Raw genomic sequence first — 1,533 nt, forward strand, 5'->3', positions numbered from 1 at the left:
GGTATTCCGCTGCGGTAAGGTCATTTCTCTTCGCTGAGATAAATTTTTCAGTGAAATAGGTAATTCCTTCTCTAACTTGTCCTTCTAGTTCTAATAATGTTTGTGCTTTAGGCAGGTGTGCGATCCAAATAGCCTTAAAATCTGCCCACCAATGTTCTATTACGGCATTGTCAGCCGGTGTCCCTGGTGCTGAATAACTGTGTTGGGCATCATTAACTACTAAATACTGATTAAATGCTTTGGAAGTATACGCCGCACCACGATCAGTATGAATTAACGGAGCTAGTGCTCCTTCCTTCATCCGTGCTTGCTCGAACAATTGAACTACTCCTTCAGCGGTTTCTGTAGGTGTAATTAACCAGCTTACTGGATATTGACCATATAAATCTAATACTACATGTAGACGAACTTTATTAAGCCGGATTCCGTAATTTAGTTCCGTCGTATCCGTAACCCAAACTTGGTTAGCTGCGGTTTGGTCAAATTGTCGGTTAAGAATATTTTCAGCTTCATAAGTTTGCTGGGCTTGAATACGTTTATGGGTTGGCTGACGATAGTCAGCTTTGATACTATGGTCTTTCATAATGCGAATGACTCGTTTCTTATTGACGGTATAAGGAATCTGATGACTTAACTTGATTAACCTAGTCATTTTGTCATAGCCAACGCTTTGCTTGTGTTCATTTTCTAACTGTTTAATCAATTGGAGAATCTCCGATTCTTCAATCTCATATTTAGTCGGTTCATGTTTCAGCCATTTGTAGTAAGCCTGTCTAGTAATTCCAGCGACCTTGGTCAATTCACTAATAGAATAACCTTCATTGTTCATTTCTTGAATCGCTTGATATCGTCCGGTCGTTTCACCTCCCGATTGCGTATTTCGACTAATTTTTTTGCAAAAGCGATTTGCAGCTCCCGTTCACGGTCACGAGCTTCTAGCTCACGAACTCGTTTCCTTAGTCTTTCTAGTTCATTAGTGGGCTCTTTTCCTTTATTACGCCCACGGTTATCTTTTAGTACTTCCCAGTCGCTATTTACTCGGTACTTCCGTACCCAAGAATAAACCCGTTGGTAACTAATATCATACTTCTCTGCAGCCGCTTTATAGTTATTGTTATGTTCAATTGTCCATCGGACAATCTGCCTCTTTTCATCAAAGGTTACTTTTCGTCCCATTTTTCTGACTCGCTTTCTCATTGTCTGATTAACTCGGAGTTTGTCATTATTGTAACTGATAACCCATTGATGTAGTTGAGAAATATTTCTAATTTGATACTGCTGGAGAATTGCTTGATTAGTATACTTGCCAGAAAGATAAGCTTTTACAGCAGTTAACTTAGTCTCTAATGAGTACTTCTGATTATGCTTAGGTCTAATTAATCCCGCCAATCCAACGAGTAGGAATTGCTTAATCCACTTACTCATGTTTGCTGGTCGGACACCATGGTAATCGGAGTACACCGTTAAACCATAATCCGATTTCTGATAATCATGAAGTAATTTAAGCTTTTCAATAGTTGAATAACTTACAAT

General features: G+C 39.1%; 2 protein-coding genes. Both read right to left on the bottom strand.

The genetic code is table 11. From position 1 onward, the window contains the following. The coding region (locus FFM59_RS09925) for an IS3 family transposase (protein ID WP_137602858.1) at window positions 1–889 on the bottom strand (889 nt) is incomplete at its 3' end. After that, window positions 826–1,425 (bottom strand): helix-turn-helix domain-containing protein, encoded by a 600-nt coding sequence (locus FFM59_RS09930; RefSeq protein WP_137602857.1) that lies wholly within the window; start codon window positions 1,423–1,425, stop codon window positions 826–828. The genes FFM59_RS09930 and FFM59_RS09925, both read right to left, overlap by 64 nt. Window positions 1,426–1,533 lie beyond the last annotated feature (108 nt).

The sequence above is a fragment of the Paucilactobacillus nenjiangensis genome, from assembly GCF_005405445.1.
GTDB lineage: Bacteria > Bacillota > Bacilli > Lactobacillales > Lactobacillaceae > Paucilactobacillus > Paucilactobacillus nenjiangensis.

What these genes read in the sequence shown, in the direction of transcription:
- FFM59_RS09930 (WP_137602857.1), bottom strand. Translation starts at nt 1,425, where the DNA reads ATGAGTAAGTGGATTAAGCAATTCCTACTCGTTGGATTGGCGGGATTA.